13 protein-coding genes are annotated in these 17420 nt (G+C 56.6%); 10 read left to right on the top strand and 3 right to left on the bottom strand.

What is annotated here, in order from left to right; all coding sequences use genetic code 11:
* Positions 1–104: 104 nt before the first annotated feature.
* Both G9Q84_RS01790 and dacB read left to right on the top strand, forming a co-directional pair.
* Positions 105–2522 carry a TonB-dependent siderophore receptor gene (locus G9Q84_RS01790; RefSeq protein ID WP_181642810.1) on the top strand — a complete coding sequence of 806 codons (2418 nt, stop codon included), beginning with the start codon at positions 105–107 and terminating at the stop codon, positions 2520–2522.
* A gap of 242 nt (positions 2523–2764) precedes the next feature.
* Positions 2765–4210, top strand: coding sequence for a D-alanyl-D-alanine carboxypeptidase/D-alanyl-D-alanine endopeptidase (gene dacB / locus G9Q84_RS01785; RefSeq protein ID WP_122680437.1), 1446 nt, complete (start codon positions 2765–2767; stop codon positions 4208–4210).
* 1 nt (position 4211) lies between these two features.
* On the opposite strand, the gene G9Q84_RS01780 is transcribed toward dacB, so the two are convergent.
* Positions 4212–4991, bottom strand: coding sequence for an IclR family transcriptional regulator (locus G9Q84_RS01780; RefSeq protein WP_181642809.1), 780 nt, complete (start codon positions 4989–4991; stop codon positions 4212–4214).
* A 120-nt stretch (positions 4992–5111) separates the two neighbouring features.
* Between G9Q84_RS01780 and hmgA the strand changes: the two genes are divergently transcribed.
* From hmgA to G9Q84_RS01760, 4 genes are all read left to right on the top strand, one after another.
* A complete protein-coding gene (hmgA, locus tag G9Q84_RS01775; RefSeq protein WP_099601173.1) occupies positions 5112–6395 on the top strand; it encodes a homogentisate 1,2-dioxygenase in 1284 nt (427 codons plus the stop codon).
* A gap of 3 nt (positions 6396–6398) precedes the next feature.
* Positions 6399–7685, top strand: coding sequence for a fumarylacetoacetase (fahA, locus tag G9Q84_RS01770; protein WP_181642808.1), 1287 nt, complete (start codon positions 6399–6401; stop codon positions 7683–7685).
* Positions 7686–7697: 12 nt separating this feature from the next.
* Positions 7698–8333, top strand: coding sequence for a maleylacetoacetate isomerase (maiA, locus tag G9Q84_RS01765; RefSeq protein ID WP_095183901.1), 636 nt, complete (start codon positions 7698–7700; stop codon positions 8331–8333).
* A gap of 96 nt (positions 8334–8429) precedes the next feature.
* Positions 8430–9800 (top strand): MFS transporter, encoded by a 1371-nt coding sequence (locus tag G9Q84_RS01760; protein WP_032886402.1) that lies wholly within the window; start codon positions 8430–8432, stop codon positions 9798–9800.
* A 24-nt stretch (positions 9801–9824) separates the two neighbouring features.
* Here the strand turns inward: G9Q84_RS01760 and G9Q84_RS01755 are convergent, their stop codons facing one another.
* Positions 9825–10628 (bottom strand): SirB1 family protein, encoded by an 804-nt coding sequence (locus G9Q84_RS01755; protein ID WP_032886404.1) that lies wholly within the window; start codon positions 10626–10628, stop codon positions 9825–9827.
* Positions 10629–10813: 185 nt separating this feature from the next.
* Between G9Q84_RS01755 and G9Q84_RS01750 the strand changes: the two genes are divergently transcribed.
* Positions 10814–11833 carry a Glu/Leu/Phe/Val dehydrogenase family protein gene (locus tag G9Q84_RS01750; protein WP_032886406.1) on the top strand — a complete coding sequence of 340 codons (1020 nt, stop codon included), beginning with the start codon at positions 10814–10816 and terminating at the stop codon, positions 11831–11833.
* Positions 11834–11887: 54 nt separating this feature from the next.
* On the opposite strand, the gene G9Q84_RS01745 is transcribed toward G9Q84_RS01750, so the two are convergent.
* Positions 11888–12097 carry a YebG family protein gene (locus G9Q84_RS01745; RefSeq protein ID WP_015371240.1) on the bottom strand — a complete coding sequence of 70 codons (210 nt, stop codon included), beginning with the start codon at positions 12095–12097 and terminating at the stop codon, positions 11888–11890.
* A gap of 441 nt (positions 12098–12538) precedes the next feature.
* Here G9Q84_RS01745 and G9Q84_RS01740 point away from each other — a divergent pair, with 441 nt between their 5' ends.
* From G9Q84_RS01740 to G9Q84_RS01730, 3 genes are read left to right on the top strand one after another with little or no spacing between them, the layout of a single operon-like run.
* Positions 12539–13795 carry a site-specific integrase gene (locus G9Q84_RS01740; RefSeq protein WP_181642807.1) on the top strand — a complete coding sequence of 419 codons (1257 nt, stop codon included), beginning with the start codon at positions 12539–12541 and terminating at the stop codon, positions 13793–13795.
* Positions 13785–15257 carry a site-specific integrase gene (locus G9Q84_RS01735; protein ID WP_181642806.1) on the top strand — a complete coding sequence of 491 codons (1473 nt, stop codon included), beginning with the start codon at positions 13785–13787 and terminating at the stop codon, positions 15255–15257. Before G9Q84_RS01740 ends, G9Q84_RS01735 begins: the two co-directional genes overlap by 11 nt.
* A 6-nt stretch (positions 15258–15263) precedes the next feature.
* A complete protein-coding gene (locus tag G9Q84_RS01730; protein WP_170058556.1) occupies positions 15264–17420 on the top strand; it encodes a hypothetical protein in 2157 nt (718 codons plus the stop codon).

Raw genomic sequence — 17420 nt, 5'->3', positions numbered from 1 at the left:
AATATTTGCAAATAAACGTGAGGTAAACCGGTGGCCCATCCGTGTAGTGCTTGAAACTGCGATCTATTCGCATTAACAGCGTTTTCTACACGGGTTCTCACAGCATGAAGTCGACGGCGGGCGGTTTGGTTAAACAGTGGCTGGGAGCCTCGGTATTGGCGGTATCGGGGTTGGCCTTGCTGCCCCTGTGCGTGGCTCAGGCGCAGGAGCAGCAAAGCGCTCAGTTCACGTTTGCCCTGGCTGCCAAACCGCTGCCCCAGGCTCTGAGTGATTTCAGCCGGGTCACCGGAATCAGCGTGATCTACACCGATGAAGCGCCCTACGGCCTCAGCGCCCCGGCCGTGAGCGGACAGATGAGCGCGACCCAGGCCCTGCAACGCTTGCTGGGCAACTCCGGCTTCACCTTCCGCCAGATCGACGCCCGCACGCTGGCGCTTGAGCCGGTGCCGACCGATGGCGCAGTCAACCTTGGCGCTACCACCATCAGTGGCGTCGGCCAAACCCAGGACAGCACCAGCTACCAGCCGCCACCCACCAGTTCGGTGATGCGCTCCCGTGCCCTGCTGCTGGAAACCCCGCAAACCGTCAACGTGGTGCCGGCCCAAGTGCTGCGCGACCAGACCCCACGCAACCTGGATGACGCCCTGGGCAATATCAGCGGCATCACCCAGGCCAACACCTTGGCCAGCACCCAGGACGCCGTGATGCTGCGCGGCTTTGGCGACAACCGTAACGGCTCGATCATGCGTGACGGCATGCCGGTGGTGCAGGGCCGCGCCTTGAATGCCACGGCGGAGCGTGTCGAAGTGCTCAAGGGCCCGTCGTCGCTGCTGTATGGCATCCAGGATCCGGGCGGCGTGGTGAACATCGTCAGCAAAAAGCCCGAACTGACCCAATCCACTGCCCTGACCGTGCGCGGCTCGACCTTCGGCAACGGCAAGAACGGCAGCGGTGGTGGCCTCGACACCACCGGCCCCATCGGTGACTCGGGCCTGGCCTATCGGCTGATCGTCGATCATGAAGACGAAGACTACTGGCGCAATTTCGGCACCCACCGCGAGACCTTGGTCGCGCCGTCCCTGGCCTGGTACGGCGACAGCACCCAGCTCTTGTTCGCCTACGAACACCGCGAGTTTCTCTCGCCGTTCGACCGTGGCACCGCCATCGACAAGTCCAATCATCCGCTGGACATTCCATCCACCCGGCGCCTGGATGAACCGTTCAACAACATGGAAGGCCGCTCCGACCTTTACCGCTTCGAAGCCGACCACGACCTGAACGACGACTGGAAAGCCCACTTCGGCTACAGCTGGAATCGCGAAACCTACGACGCCAGCCAAGTGCGCGTCAGCGCGGTAAACACGGATGGAACCCTGACCCGCAAGATGGACGGCACTCAGGGCGCGATCACCACCGACCGCTTCACCACCGTCAGCCTGGAAGGCAAGGTCAATGTGTTTGGCCTGCAGAATGATCTGGTATTCGGCATGGACGATGAGTACCGCAAGATCTACCGCGCCGACCTGATTCGCCAGGCCTCGCGCACGACGTTCAACTACAACAACCCGGTGTACGGCAACGAAGTCGCGGGCACCACGGTCAGCGCCGCCGACAGCGCCCAGACCGACCTGTTGCGCAGCGACTCGCTGTTCTTCCAGGACGCGATTCATCTCACCGACCAGTGGATTTTTGTCGCGGGCGCGCGCTACCAGATGTACGACCAATACGCCGGCAAAGGCGTGCCGTTCAAGGCCAACACCAATGGCAACGGCCAGGCCTGGGTGCCGCGTGCGGGGCTGGTGTATCGCTACACCGATGAGTTGTCGTTCTACGGCAGCTACACCGAGTCGTTTAAACCCAACTCCACCATCGCCGCCCTGGCCGATGGCAGCACGCTGACCGGTGACCTTACGCCAGAAGAATCCAAGTCGTGGGAGTTGGGCGCCAAGCTCGATATTCCAGGACGCATCACCGCCAGCGCGGCACTGTTCAACATCGACAAGCGCAACGTGCTGGTGTCGGTGGGATCACTCGCGAACACCATCTACAGCATCGCTGGCCAGGTGCGGTCCCGTGGTCTGGAACTGGATGCCAGCGGCCAGTTGACCGACAAGTGGAGCGTGATCGGCAGCTACGCCTACACCGACGCCGAAGACATCAAGGACAAAGACCCGACCCTGCAAGGCAACCGCCTGCAAAACGTGGCCAAGCACACCGGCTCGCTGTCGGTGGCCTATGACTTCGGCAGCATTTTTGGTGGCGATCAACTGCGCGTGGGCACGGGTGCACGCTACGTCGGCGAACGCGCCGGCGACGCCGCCAACGATTTCGATCTGCCGGGTTACACCGTGGCCGACGCGTTTGCCACCTACGACACCAAGATCGAAGGGCAGAAGGTCAAGTTCCAGCTCAACGTGAAGAACATGTTCGACCGCACCTACTACACCTCCGCGGCCAGCCGGTTGTTTGTGTCCATTAGTGATGCGCGGCAGGTGTCGGTGTCCAGTACCCTGGAGTTCTAAAACCTGACGGGCTCCCTATGGCAAGTGTGCTCCTTGTGGTGGGCAGGCTTCCTGTGGTGAGCGGGCTTGCCCCGCGTTGGGCTGCGAAGCAGTCCCAAAACAGACTCTGCGGTGTTCCTGAAAGAACGCGGCGGCATCAGTAAGGGCGGCTTTGCCACCCAGCGCGGGGCAAGCCCGCTCGCCACAAAGGTACGGAGCTGTTAGCGTTGCGGCCATTAATGGCTTTGCGGAACACGGTACTGATGCACTTTGGAAGATGGCTACACCTGCTGTGCCTGAGCGTTTTACTGGGCGGCTGTGCGAGTGTTTCGCCGCCGTCCACGCCTTCAACACTGGATCACCTGCTGGCCGATCCTGTCCTCAACGGCGCCACGGTTTCCGTCATGGTGCGCGACGCCCGCAGTGGCAGCACCCTGTATCAGCACAACCCGCGCACACGCCTGGTTCCCGCGTCCAACCTCAAATTGCTGACCACGGCGGCGGCAATGGATGTGCTGGGGCCCCAGTATCGGTTCTCCACGCAACTGTTGAGCGACGGCCCGCAACAAGGCGAGCGCCTGACCGGTAACCTCTACCTGCGTGGCCTTGGCGACCCGACCACACAGTTTTCCGACTACCAGGCATTGGCCGCCCAACTGGCGAGCCAGGGCGTGCGCCAGGTGCAGGGTGACTTGGTGTTCGACGACACCTGGTTCGACGCCGAGCGCTTGGGCGTTGATTGGGCCCAGGATGACGAAAGCACCTACTACGGTGCGCAGATTTCCGCGCTGACGGTATCGCCCAATACGGATTTTGACGCGGGCACCTTGATCGTCACGGCCAAGGCGTCGGTCATTTCCGGCCAGCCGGTGAATGTTTCTATAAGCCCGCCTACTGATTACGTACAACTCAGTAACCGCGCCATCAGCGGCCCCGGCAACAGCTATGGCATCACTCGTCAGCACGGCACCAACGTGCTGCAACTCACTGGCGCGCTGGCGCCGGGCAAACAAAGCCGGCAGTGGGTCAGTGTGTGGGAGCCGACGCAACTGGTAGCCAATCTGTTCGAGCAGGCATTGGCGCAGCAGGGCATCCAGGTGATGGGGCGCAGGGTGATTGGCGGTGCAAGCCCGGCGACGGCCAGGGTGCTGGCGGAGCATCAGTCGGCACCGTTGCAGGCACTGATCACGCCACTACTCAAACTCTCGAACAACAACATGTCCGAGGCGTTGCTCAAAGCCATGGGGCGCAAGACCGCCAACGCGGGCACAGCGCAGGCGGGTGTGGCAGCGGTAGCGGCGTTTATGAAACGCCAGGGAATGCACCCGTCGACGCTGGTCCAGGTGGACGGCTCGGGCTTGTCGCGGCGTAACCTGGTGTCGTCGCAGAACCTCACGGACCTGCTGCTCGCGACCGCGAAACAACCGTGGTTCGAGGCCTGGTACAACGCCTTGCCGATTGCCGGCAACGCCGACCGTATGACCGGCGGCAGCCTGCGCTATCGCTTGCGCGGCACCGCAGCTGAAAACAACCTGCACGCCAAGACCGGCTCCATGGCCGGCGTGTCATCGTTGAGCGGCTATATCACCGATGCCGAGGGGCGGCGCCTAGTGTTCTCGATGATCAGCAATAACTACGTGAGTGACGCCGCGCCCATTCGCGCGTTGGAGAACCGTGTCGTGCAGGCCCTGACCCAATGGCACGACTAGCTCAGGGTTGATAGCCCATCCGCCAACTCACGGCCTGGGTCGCCGCCAGCAGACGCTGCGCCGCCGGGCCATTTTCGTCGGCGTGGAACAGCGAGGTGGGGCCGACCACGGTCATCACCGCCGCCACGTTCCCGACCGCGTTGAACACCGGCGCTGACAGCGCGTCCACCCCCGGCATCAGCAGGCCATGCACAAAGTGCAGGCCACGGCTGCGGATCTGCTCGCAGGTGGTGGCGTAGGTTTGGTCGTCCGCCAGGGCATGGGCGATACCGGCCTGGATCTCACGCTCGCGCAATTCCACGGTTTCCCGCGTTGGCAGGAACGCGCTGAACACCAGTCCGGTGGACGAACTGAGCAGCGGCAATACCGAGCCCAACTGCGTCACCACCGTAACCGCACGCACCGCCGGTTCGATGTGCACCACGGTCGCGCCCTGGTTGCCCCACACCGCTAAAAAGCAGGTTTCATTCAAGTCGTCGCGCAACTCGGCCAGGGGCATCGCGCCGACTTTCAGCACGTCCATGCTGCCCAGCGCCGCCAAGCCCACCCGCAGCGCTTCGCGGCCCAGGCCATAGTGGTTAGTGGCGGTGTTCTGTTCGGCAAAACCCGACGCGATCAACGCCTGCAGGTAGCGGTGAACTTTGCTTGCCGGCATTTGCACATGTTCGGCCAGGCGCGACAGCGACGTGGCGGGCGACAACTCGGCCAGGGCCTTGAGGATATCGGTGCCCACTTCGGCCGAGCGGACTTTTTGTTTACCGGTGTCGCGAGGCTTTTCCATGGAAGGGCGAGGATCCGAGAGATGAATGGGCGTCTTTATAGCTTGACGGTCGATAGTGATCAAATTACGTTATGCGTAACTCGATTACGATAAAAACAACTTCCGTACAGAGGATGCTCCATGAACCTCGAATACCTTTCGGGCTTCGGCAATGAATTCGCCAGCGAAGCACTTCCCGGCGCATTGCCGGTCGGCCAGAACGCCCCGCAAAAAGCGCCCTACGGGCTGTATACCGAACTGTTCTCCGGCACTGCCTTCACCATGGTGCGCAGCGAAGCCCGCCGCACTTGGCTGTACCGCATCCAGCCGTCGGCCAATCACCCGGCGTTCGTCAAATTGGAACGGCAACTGGCCGGTGGCCCATTGGGCGCGGTCACGCCCAATCGTCTGCGCTGGAACCCGCTGGATATTCCGAGTGAGTCGACGGACTTCATCGACGGCCTTGTTGGGATGGTGGCTAACTCCGGGTCAGAAAAGCCTTCAGGCATCAGCATCTACACCTACCGTGCCAATCGCTCGATGGAACGCGTGTTCTTCAATGCTGATGGCGAACTGTTGATCGTCCCCGAGCAGGGCCGCTTGCGTGTCGCCACCGAACTCGGTGTGCTGGATGTTGAGCCGCTGGAAATCGTGGTGTTGCCGCGCGGTCTTAAATTCCGCGTCGAACTGCTGGATGCGCACGCACGCGGTTATGTGGCGGAAAACCACGGCGCGCCGCTGCGTCTGCCGGACCTTGGCCCAATTGGCAGCAACGGTCTGGCCAACCCACGCGACTTCCTCACTCCGGTTGCCCACTACGAAGACCTGAAGCAGCCTACAACCCTGGTTCAGAAATTCCTCGGTGAACTCTGGGCCTGTGAACTCAACCATTCACCGCTGAACGTGGTCGCCTGGCACGGCAACAACGTGCCGTACAAATACGACCTGCGCCGCTTTAATACCATCGGCACCGTGAGTTTCGATCACCCGGACCCGTCGATCTTTACCGTGTTGACCTCGCCTACCAGCGTGCACGGCCTGGCCAACCTCGACTTCGTGATCTTCCCGCCACGCTGGATGGTGGCCGAAAACACCTTCCGTCCGCCGTGGTTCCACCGCAACCTGATGAACGAATACATGGGCCTGATCCAGGGCGCCTACGACGCCAAGGCCGAAGGCTTCCTGCCGGGCGGGGCGTCACTGCACAGTTGCATGAGCGCTCACGGTCCGGACGGCGAGACCTGCACCAAGGCCATCAACGTCGAGTTGGCGCCGCACAAGATCGATAACACCATGGCCTTCATGTTCGAGACCAGCCAAGTGCTGCGTCCCACTCAGTTCGCCCTGGACTGCCCGCAACTACAACCTGCTTACGACGCGTGCTGGGCCTCGCTGCCCAACACCTTCAACCCGAACCGGAGATAACCCATGACTCAGCCCACTTCTACCCGCAGCTGGGTGGCCTGCGCCAACGGTCACCGCGACTTTCCACTGCAGAACCTGCCACTGGGCGTGTTCAGCATCAACGGTTCGGCCCCCCGCAGTGGCGTGGCGATTGGCAACTATATTTTCGACCTGCAGGCCGCTTTGGATGCATTTGAAGGTGAAGCACGCCGAGCGGTTGAAGCGACAGCGGGCGGGCAGTTGAACGCGTTTTTCGAACTGGGCCGTGGCCCGCGTGTTGCCCTGCGGGAACGCCTGTTGGAGTTGCTCGGTGAAGGCAGCCCGCTGCAAGCGCGTGAGGCGCAGGTGCTGCACCGTGCCGCCGATTGCCAGATGCATGTGCCGGCCCGGATCAACGACTACACCGACTTTTATGTAGGCATCGAGCACGCGCAGAACGTCGGCAAGCTGTTCCGCCCCGACAACCCTTTGCTGCCCAACTACAAGTACGTGCCGATCGGTTATCACGGCCGCGCTTCGACCATTCGCGCTTCCGGCGCCGATGTGCGCCGTCCCAAGGGCCAGACCCTGCCCGCTGGCCAGACCGAGCCGACCTTCGGCCCTTGTGCACGGTTGGACTACGAGCTGGAGCTGGGCATCTGGATCGGCCAGGGCAACGCCATGGGCGACTCGATTGCCATCGGCGATGCCGCCGAGCACATCGCCGGCTTCTGCCTGCTCAACGACTGGTCCGCGCGGGACATTCAGGCCTGGGAATACCAGCCGCTGGGGCCGTTCCTGTCGAAAAGCTTCATCACCACGATTTCGCCCTGGGTCGTCACGGCCGAAGCGCTGGAGCCGTTCCGCAAGGCGCAACCCGCTCGTCCCGAGGGCGACCCTCAACCACTGCCGTACTTGCTGGATAAACGTGATCAGGCCGCCGGTGCGCTGGATATCGAACTGGAAGTGCTGCTGACCACCGCTGCCATGCGCGAACAGAAATTGCCGGCCCATCGCCTGGCCCTGAGCAACAGCCTGCATATGTACTGGACCGTCGCGCAGTTGGTGGCACACCACAGCGTCAACGGCTGTCAGTTGCAGGCGGGTGATCTGTTCGGTTCCGGCACTTTGTCCGGCCCTGAGGCCGGGCAGTTCGGCAGCCTCCTGGAGATGACCGAAGGCGGCAAGAAGGTCATCGAATTGCCGTCGGGCGAAGTGCGCAGGTTCCTGGAGGATGGTGATGAAGTCATCCTGCGTGCCCGTTGCACCCGCGAAGGGTTCGCCTCCATCGGCTTCGGCGAATGCCGTGGCACTGTGGTCGCCGCACGTTAAGAGGGCAGGGTGATGGAACTCTATACCTACTATCGTTCCACTTCGTCGTACCGGGTGCGTATCGCTTTGGCCCTCAAGGGCCTGGATTTCACGGCGATACCGGTGAACCTGTTGGCCCCGGCAGGCGGTGCCAATCGTCAGCCGGAGTACCTGGCTATCAACCCGCAAGGCCGTGTGCCGGCCTTGCGCACCGATGACGGCGAGCTGTTGATTCAGTCGCCGGCGATCATCGAGTACCTGGACGAACGTTATCCACAGGCGCCGCTGCTCTCCAAAGACCTGGCCACCCGCGCACACGAGCGCGCGGTGGCGTCGATCATCGGCTGTGATATCCACCCGCTGCACAACTCCAGCACCCAGAACCTACTGCGCCAATGGGGGCACGATGAGGCCAAGGTGTTGGAGTGGATCGGCCACTGGATCAGCCAGGGGCTGGGCGCGGTGGAACAGTTGATTGGCGATACCGGGTTTTGCTTTGGCGAACAGCCTGGGATGGCGGATGCGTTTCTGATTCCCCAGCTCTATGCGGCGGAGCGCTTCAAGGTGCCGTTGGCGGCTTATCCGCGCATTGGGCGGGTGGCCGGGTTGGCGGCGCAGCATCCGGCGTTTATTCAGGCCCATCCCGCGAATCAACCTGATACCCCGTGATGTTCAGGTTTGCACAGAACCCAATGTGAGAGGGAGCAAGCCCCCTTCCACATTGGATTTGTGTCACTTCAAATAAAAATAAACAGGTACCTTGCGATGCACAATCAGATTGCCAGCTTTCGCGCGGCACTCGACGCCCGTCCGGTGTCGCGCTATCAGTGGTTGATCCTCCTGTTGCTGGCTCTGCTACTGGTCACCGATGGCTACGATGCCCAGGTGCTAGGTTACGTGGTGCCGGCCCTGGCGTCGGATTGGGGATTGGAAAAAGCCGCGTTCGGCCCCGTGTTCAGCGCCAACCTGTTGGGGCTCACATTGGGCTCGCTGCTGGTAACGCCTCTGGCTGACCGATTTGGCGTGCGGCGCATCCTGCTGGGCTGCGTGTTGATCTATGCCTGCCTGACCCTGCTGATGGTGTTCGCCAACTCACTGACCTCCCTCATGGCTGCGCGGTTTATCTGCGGTATCGGCATGGGCGGTGCGATGCCCAGCGCCATGGCGTTGATGTCGGAGTATTCCCCGCCGCGCCTGCGCACCTTGATGGTGACCTTGGCGGCGTGCGGTTTCTCGTTCGGCGGTGCGGCCGGTGGGTTCGTGGCGGCGGGGTTTATCGACAACTTCGGCTGGCAGGCGGTGTTCCTGGCCGGTGGCGTCACACCGTTGCTGCTGTTTCCGTTTCTGGTGTGGCTGTTGCCTGAGTCCTTGCCGCGCTTGCTGCGGGATGCTCCACCGTACGTGCGATTGCGCAAAGTGACCGGGCGTATGCTGCCCGACTGGCAGCCGCCGCTGGCGAGCGCGGCAGAAAACCTGCAAGAACAGGGAAGCAAACTGACGGTGGTGGAGCTGTTTCGCAACGGCTATGCGCGTCCGACCGTGCTGATTTGGTCGACCTTTTTTGTCAGCCTGATCCTGCTGTATTTCATGATCAGTTGGTTACCGTCGCTGCTGTTGGAGAGCGGCCTGGCGTTGAAGGAAGCCAATCTGGTGACGTCGATGTTTCTGTTCGCCGGCACCTTGGGCGCTATCGGCATGGCCTGGTTTGCCGACCGGCTCAAAAGCAAGGTGCGCCTGCTGTCTGGCGTATTGGCGGCAGCGGCGGTGTGTACCATTCTGCTGGGGCTGAACCACGACAACCCGCGCTACCTGGTGGCCTGCGTGTTTGCGGCCGGGTTCTGCATCATCGGTGGGCAACTGACCCTCAATGCCTTCGCTAGCAATTTCTACCCCGCACACGTGCGCGCCACCGGTACGGGCTGGGCGTTGGGCGTGGGGCGTTTCGGCTCGATCCTGGGGCCGCTGTTTGGCAGCATGTTGCTGGCGATGCATATTCCGGTGCAGCAGATTTTCTTCTTTTGCGCGATTCCGGCTGTGATGGCGGCATTGTTGATTATTCAGGTGCGTTCGCCAGGGCGCGATGCGCCTGTAAGCCCCCTGCCTGGCGATATTCTGAAAGCGCCGGCGAATCACTGAGGATTCTCCCGATGGTCACGCTATTCAATGCACCACTGAGTTGGGCGGCAGGTGCCCCAGGCGCTCGGTCAGGCGCAGGCGTTGGATCGGGTCTTCGCTGAGCATCAGGGCGTGTTCCAAGTCAAAGCGCTCGGCGTTGGGGCAGTCCAGGCGTTGATACAGACTGGCCCTCGCAAGGTAGTCGGCAGCGTTGGCGCTGCCCAGTTCCAGCACGCGCTCGGCGTCTACCAGGGCGGCCAGCGGGTTGTCGTTGGAGAGATGCAATTGGCGCAGGTTGCGCGAAAGCCTTTGCAGGATCGAACGCGGATCGGCGGTGTGCAGGTGGTCGGCCTGCAACGTGAGGTTGGGGCCATATTGGCGTTGCAGCAGCTCTCGGCAATCGTTGGGGTACAGGCGTCGGCCGCCGCACGGGTCCAGCAGGTGATCGGCACCGGGCACTCGCAGCAGGAAGTGCCCAGGGAAATTGACGCCAACCATCGGAATATCCAGGCGTCGTGCCAACTCCATGGCAATCAACCCCATGGCCAAGGGCTGCCCGCGTTTGCGCTGTAGCACCTTGTCCAGCAGGGCGGCGGCGGGGCGCAGCGGTGTGAAGTCATCCTGGGCGAACCCCAGGTCATTCATGCACCGCAGCAGCGGTTGACCCAGTTCATCCGCTGGCAACATGGGCATGCTCAGGCTGATCTGTTGTTGCAGTGAGGTCAGGTTCTGCAGGATCTCCAGCGGCTTCACCAAAGGATCGTGCTCGGCGGCGATCCATAACGCCGCTTCGAACAGCGCCGGCGGCGAACGTTGCAGGCAGGCGAAAAAGGCTTGGCGGGGCTTCATTGCTTTCTCCGGCGGATGCCCTCGTTTTAGCCTTGCTGGGAATATTCGTCCAGTGCCTTAAGAAATTTCCCGCGCGCTTATGTCGCAAGCCCTGCAAAACCGGGCGGCTTATTCCAGTGCACTTCGGCAGTTTTCTACCGCAAGCCTATACTTGGCGACACCAGAAGTGATTCGGGAGCTTGACGATGTTTGCTCTCATGCACAGCACCCGCCTTGAATCGCTGCACCTGAGCGTCGACCCGGTTACGGGGCTCAAGGCGGTCATCGCCATTCACAACAGCCGCCTGGGGCCTGCCTTGGGCGGCTGTCGCTATATCGCCTACCCCGACGACGAAAGCGCCGTGGCCGATGCTGCGCGGCTGGCCCAGGGCATGAGCTACAAGGCCGCCCTGGCCGGGTTGCCGGTGGGTGGCGGCACCGCGGTCATCCTGCGCCCCGCCCATGTGGAAAACCGTGCGGCGCTGTTTGAAGCCTTTGGGCGTTGCGTGGAACAACTCGACGGCCGCTACATCACCGCTGTCGACAGTGGCACCTCGGTGGCCGACATGGATTGCATCGCCCAGCACACTCGCTTCGTTACCAGCACCACCGCCGCAGGCGATCCATCGCCCCATGCGGCCATGGGCGTGTTCGCCGGTATTCGCACCACAGCCATGGCCCGCTTGGGCAGCGACAACCTTGAAGGCCTGCGCGTGGCAATCCAGGGCCTGGGCAACGTCGGTTACGCACTGGCTGAACAACTTCACGCCGCCGGCGCTGAATTGCTGGTCAGCGACATCGACCACGGCAAAGTGCAACTGGCCATGGAACAACTGGGCGCGCACCCCATCGCCAACGACGCCTTGCTCAGCACGCCCTGTGACATCCTCGCACCCTGTGGCCTTGGGGCAGTGTTCAACCGCACCAGCGTCGGGCAACTGCGCTGCGCCGCCGTGGCCGGGTCCGCCAGCGCGCAACTGACCAACCTGCAAGTGGCCGACCAACTGGAAGGGCGCGGCATCCTCTACGCCCCGGATTACGTGATCAACTCAGGCGGCTTGATCTACGTCGCCCTCAAGCACAGCGGGGCCGAACTGCCGACCATCACCGCGCACCTGTCCAACATCGGCAAACGCCTGACCGAAATCTACGCCCACGCCCAGGCGGAAAAACGCTCCCCAGCACGTGTGGCTGATGAACTCGCCGAGCGCCTGCTTTACGGATGATCAGGCATTAAAAAGGCCCTGAATCATTGATTCAGGGCCTGTTCAATTCGGACTTTATTCCGCCGCTGCGTTGAGCAACTCGGACAACGCATCCGGTTGGCTCTTGAACGCCTTGGCAAATACATCGCGATTCTTAGCCATGTAGATCCCGGCTTCTTCCACCTGCTGCTCGCTCAGGGACGGCACGGCTTTTTGCAACACTTCTGCCAGCAACTCAGCGAGTTCAAGCATTTTGTCATGACGGTCAGCTTCGGCTTTATCCATGATTTACCTTAATGCCGCGTGCCTAGATACGTGTAGTCTGAGGAACGTCCAGCGCCGTCGTCGCTAAGCTGTGATGCAGGGGTTGATTATTACGATAGGCAGGTCTACTTTGAAAAACAGTGCCAATGCAGCACCTCGGGTTTTTGGATAGCAGGTAGGCGTCGGAATTATCCGCGGCCCGGCATCTGTACCCCCATGACAGAGCTTTCGTCGGGGTATGAGCTATGCGTCTAACTATTTCCATCCCTATTCCTTCTTTTTGTGAGGCATCAACATTTAGCGCCTCACAGCCACGTCTTCGATCGCGTGAAAATTTCCTCTGTCAAGAAAAGTCAAAAGCTGCGAATGATTATTCTTTCGGTAAATTTATTTTACGGGAAGTAGACGTTTATCAGGCTGTTGAACTTGTGAACTTAGCTGGCGTGGGCGAGAGGAGCGCTCATGATTAACTTAGCGAATCGTAGTGCCTCTACGAAACGGGTATATCTAGAGTACAAAGTTATAAAGTTTGCTCGTGGTCAACTAGCAAGGTATATGTTGGTTGCTGAAAAAACATTCATACCTGTCGTGAGTGCAAGTGTGTACGAAGTGTCGTATTCATTAGGTAGTCGTAGATTTAAATCCAGCATAAGAACAATATTTTATCATTTGGCATTCCTTTTTACATGGGCGGGAAAGAATGGTGTTGATATAGAGGTAATGCTGCTAGAAGGGCGTGGTATTGATTTCAAGAATGTCAGGAGCTTCGCGCGCTGGCTCGAAACCGTAATATTGCCATCCCAAGGTGGTGATCAAATAAGCCGATATGTTACCAAGGTGCTTCACAGCTGTAGTGCATTCGCGCTGTGGTTTGTGGAGAACTTCACTCCGTTAGTAAGTTATCAAGTGGACAGCAATGTTAATTACGTTAAGCTTATTGAGAGCCATAAACAGGTTTGGTCCGAAGTCATGGCTGGCGGTAACGCTGACGCTATCGCGCAGGATTTAACTGATGACGAACTGCAATTGATCGAGAAATTATTGAAAGCTAGGTTGGACAACGCCACACGAAAGCGTGGTCTGCAGTTGCGTAATTATATTTTATGGCGATTGATGCTGAGGTTTGGTCTTAGAATTGGTGAAGCGCTCGCCCTTCGATTGGAAGATATAAATCTTACAGGTGATTATCCTTCGCTTGAAATCGTTCGTATAGAAGAGAGAGGAGCAAACTACGTAGATCCACGGACGCCAAATAATCCTCTTGTTAAAACCTATGGACGATTGCTTTACTTTGGTCCGGGAGACGAAGATGTTATCGGGTACATTGAAGAGTATGTATCCACGTATAGAGTAAAGGCAAATGGAAAAAGACTTGGCTTCACAGTATTCTTGGATCATGACTTCCTGTTTGTGTCGCATGGATCGTCTAATATGGGTCGTCCCCTATCTTGCTCTTCAGCTAACAAGATTTCAAAAGATATACGTTTGGAATGTGTTGATAAGTTTCATTGGCACGTGGTTAGGCATGCGGTCTTTAATCGACTCTATGAGGCAGCAAGCTCGCTAGAGAATAATGCCACAGAAATTGATCACATAGTTTACATGGGTGGGTGGCGCAGCCCCAACTCACTGCGGTGTTATGCCAAACGAGCGATCAGGGATTTGACTAGGAATAGGCTAATTCAGATGAACAAGGAAGGAATCATAGATGAATATTGAATTAAATCATCTCGAAGAGTTTCGTGATGAACAGGGTAGGCTTTATGTTGAATGTCGGGCTGATGCACTGAACCCTTTCTTTATCGATATTACAACTTGCAGGATTGAAACTGAGTGGCAGAGGCGGCGGTATTCAATATGTTTGGATGAATACAAGCTTCCTAAAATAGTCATTAATGCTGCGCATGAGTATTTGAAATTTAAGCTTAAAAAGGTTTGTCCTCGTATTCTGCCTAGCTTTCGTTCAGCATTATTGTGTCTTGAGTCAAAATGGAATACTTCGTGGACTGATTTTTCCGATCTTTCGTTGGGGGATCTGTTTGATATCACATTGGCTGAGTCACAGGCAGGCGGGCAATTTCGAATGTTTTATAGATATTCAGCGCAGAACTGTTTGGCCGGCGCCGATGAAGTTTATGCGTTAGAGCTGGATGCAATAAAGTTTAAACCAGGTGAGTCAAAGAATATAATACTCCAATGGCATGAAACCAGAGGGGCATTGACCAGTTCGGAAATAGAAGTTGTAAGAAGAGCTATGGTGGCCAAGGCACCCGATGAATCAACCTGGGACACGTCTGTCCGGTTATTCGCATGGATTGCGTTTGAAACGCTAAAACGCCCCATTCAGCTACATGAAATGTTAGACAGCGCACTATGGATGCCCGACCCCACAGCATCTGACCAGCAGTTTTTTTTGAGGATTCCTAAGGCGAAGAAACAAAGAGGTCAGGAGGCAGAGCTATGGCCCATAACCGGAGAGCTGGCGGTTGCTATACGAGATTATTCCGCACTACCCCATGTGAGAGTTTTGCAGAAATCGCGAAAAACCTTATTAGTTAGTATGTCGGGTGGGAAAAGACCAGACTTTGGTCGTGGATTAACACTTTGGAGCCAAAAAATAGGCCTCGTCAGCCCGAGGACGAAAGAGCTATTGGTGTTAACTCCGTATCGAATACGCCATAGTGGGGCTACACAAATGGCTGTTCAAGGGGCGTCAAGAGATGAAATTCAATATGTATTAGAACATAGTTCCATCACCGCAGCAGATTGGTACATAGATTGTTTGGCATCGGAGTTTTGCCCGCTGCTAGAACGAGCCAACAAGAGGCTTGGAGGTTTGTTTTCAGATCTTAATGGTCTCTTTTTTAACGGACGTGTTGGTCCTCGGGGTGCTGGTTCGCCGATACTGATTCCCGTCGTAAAAACGCCCGCTCTTGTGGGAGAGTGCGGCAAAGAAGGAGTGTGCGGGCAGCACCCTTTCTTTAGTTGTTATAATGGGTGTAGGTATTTTATTGCTTGGCGCGATGCAGATCATAAAAAGTCTTTGCAGTACTTGGAGACCGAACTTTCGAGGTGGGATAAGGCTGAAGGTGGCAAAGAACGTAGTAAGGTTCTTAAGGATCTAGAAAGGGTCTACCAATCCGTTAAAGATGTTGTAACGAGAATAGAAAATGGTGAGTAACTTCCTATGAGCGAGAGTTTATTAATGTTGGAAGTGCCTATCGCACTACACGAGCTTACGACTTCCGTCTCGAAAGTATTGAGCCCCGAAATTAATGTTTTTAGCGATGATTGGGATATTTTGGATTGGGTTAAAAGGCCCGGAAATTTAACTGTTTTAACTCTTCGTTTTGGCCGCCTTAAAAACAATGCTTTGAGGATGGTGGCGAAAATTTACATTGCAGCTAAGCGAGTTCAAGTGGGAATTGCTGATGGCGGAGCTTTCGCGATTATCGAGGCATTGGTAAGGCTTGATTCGGTGATTGGTGATAAAACGATTGCCCAGATTAACCTTCTCGATTTTATCGCAGTTGAGAATACTTATATCGAGCGCGGAATAGTAGGAAAAGTATCAAGCCTATCCAATCTCCAAGCCTTCTCTAAATGGCTACAAATGAGGCTTGGATTAAGGATTTTATATACAGCACCAAAGAGCCGTCTTGAGTATGGAAGGCATGGGTCTGAAAGTGGAAGGCAGAAAAAATTGCTGCCGACGGAGGTTCTTCGAGATATTGTCGCATTGGTTAATCACCCGGAATTGGAGCTTCGTGACAAGTTTTTCATTAATGCATTATTGATAAATATTGCATTGGGATGCAGAATTAATGAATTAGCGTGCCTTCCGTTGGAATGCTTGATAAAACTTCAAGGGAGATGGGCTTTTAAAGTTTTTCCTGAGAAGGGTGGTACGCTTTTGTATAGACCTTTCCCTCAGGAAATGTATCCTGCGGTCAAAGCAGCAGTGACTTTCATCGCTAAGACGACAATGGAAGGGCGACATATAGTTAAACAGCTACGATCGGCTCCGCGCCTAGATTGGAAGAAAATACTGAGTTCGGACCAATCGCTAAGGTACTTTTCGAAAAAATTTGCATCCGAATGGACAAAAGAACATAGGCTGTTCACGCCAAAAGGAAGCTATTATTTTTCAACCGGACAGTTCGTTGACGCTATAGGATTACTAGAGCGATTCAAGAAGCCATCGAAGGCAGCGGCGTACCTCTGCACTACAACTCGCGTTTTTAACCGTTTGTTAAATAACCAGATAGCGATGTCACAAAAGGTTTATCTGTATGAGAAAAGTTGGGATGAACTTGCTCCAGTGACCTGTGAAGTTGAAAACTGGCAGAGGAAACTGCGGATGCACCCTCATTCGATAACCGCGAAGTGTATGGAAAAAAATTGCGGGGTGACTGTCTCTGCGAGAAGTTGGATGCGGGAAGTAGTGAGAGGGGTATTTGATGATGCATTATTATGTCAGCTCCAAGATAAAGTATACCCGTTTGAACGCGACTTTAAATATGAGGAGGAGTTCTATTGCTCGATCTCGCCGACAATTCGTGCGAACTCGAAAACGTTATTAGAGCCTGAGGACTCGTTGTTCGTTATTTCGCGTAATCTTTTGACCTATTCAAAATCCGTAAGGTCGAACGAGTTTAGAAAAGTTAGTGACGGGATGTTCATAAGTTGGTTGGGCGGTACGTCAGCACAGGGTGGCTCACTATTTAGAAAATTTGATATCCTTGATCCGCGAACAGGCACTGTTGCAGAGTTTACTTGGCATGATATCCGTCATTGGCTCAATACTGTATATAAGCAGGGCGGGCTTTCGGACGCTCAGGTGAATATTATTTTAGGACGAGCGGATTATGCTCAAGCTCAAATATACGACCACACCTCGGCATTAAGTAGATCACTTATACTTCAAGATATGATGCAGCGCGTTAGGGAGGACAAGGCGGTGGGATTGATACAGACTACGTTCAATAATCTTAAGATAGCAGATCGTAAGGCGGCCGAAGATTATCTTACGGCTGCTATTCGTGTTATCAACCCAATGCCTCATGGCGGGTGCGCTCATAATCTTGCACTCAAGCCTTGTCAAAATCATCTTTCCTGTTTGGCAAAGGGAGGTGATGGCAAGCCCTGCGAGGTGCTTATTGTAGACTCGCAAAATGAAAAGCAAAGGTCTGAAATTCAGCGAATAGCTCATGATGCGAGTTTGATCAGAGTTCATATAGTCAACGCCGGCGGTGAGTCAAGTCCCCAATATAAGCATTTTGAAAGCGTGGAGCAGTCAGCTAACTTTCTGCTGACAGAGATTTTTAAAAAGAGTAATCATTGA

The sequence above is a fragment of the Pseudomonas sivasensis genome (assembly GCF_013778505.1).
GTDB lineage: Bacteria > Pseudomonadota > Gammaproteobacteria > Pseudomonadales > Pseudomonadaceae > Aquipseudomonas > Aquipseudomonas sivasensis.
Note: the sequence above shows the minus strand (reverse complement) of the source record. Positions and strands in the feature narration are given on the sequence as shown.